The organism is Fodinibius salsisoli, assembly GCF_026229185.1.
Lineage (GTDB): Bacteria > Bacteroidota > Rhodothermia > Balneolales > Balneolaceae > Fodinibius > Fodinibius salsisoli.
Genome location: NZ_JAGGJA010000042.1, coordinates 1 through 636 on the forward strand (window position 1 = coordinate 1; position 636 = coordinate 636).

1 protein-coding gene is annotated in these 636 nt (G+C 50.9%); it reads left to right on the forward strand.

What is annotated here, in order from left to right; translation table 11 throughout:
* On the forward strand, positions 1-636 hold a 636-nt coding region (locus J6I44_RS20545; protein WP_434084244.1), incomplete at both ends, for a leucine-rich repeat domain-containing protein.

Genomic DNA, 636 nt, shown 5'->3' on the forward strand with positions numbered 1-636 from the left:
CCTTCCTCAATTGGTGATATGGCCAGCCTGCAGTGGCTTATCCTGCAGGGGCGTACCTATGAGCTTGCCCATACGCTCAAGCATCCTCCCGCTTATGAGGGCACCACCTGGAATATCGGCTATCATCAGGGCAAGTATTATTCCAATACCAACGAGTTTAGCGGATCTATCCCCCCGGAGATCGGTAATTTGTCTAACCTTATCGCCCTGGAACTCTCCAATGCCAAAGAGATTACCGGCCCCATTCCTTCTGAACTCGGGAACCTCTCTAATCTGAAAGGATTATATCTGTCAAGAAACAACTTCACCGGGCATACGCTTCCCTCCGAGCTTGGTAATTTGAGGAACCTTAAACACTTTTACATAAGCAGGACGGGCATCGTAGGCGAGCTGCCCGATAGTTTCCAGAATTTAACCCAACTCACGGCGTTAATGATTACGGCCTTCAGCGATGCCGATGAGATTGCCGATGCGAATCTAACGGGAAGCCTCCCGGATCTGAGTGGGTATACGCAACTGAGGCGTATTTCTCTGCGCGGGCATGGCCTTACCGGGGAGTTTCCACAATATGTTAACAATGGGAACTTCCGGGATCTGAATATCCTGATTCTGGCCGGGAACGAGCTGACCGGAACG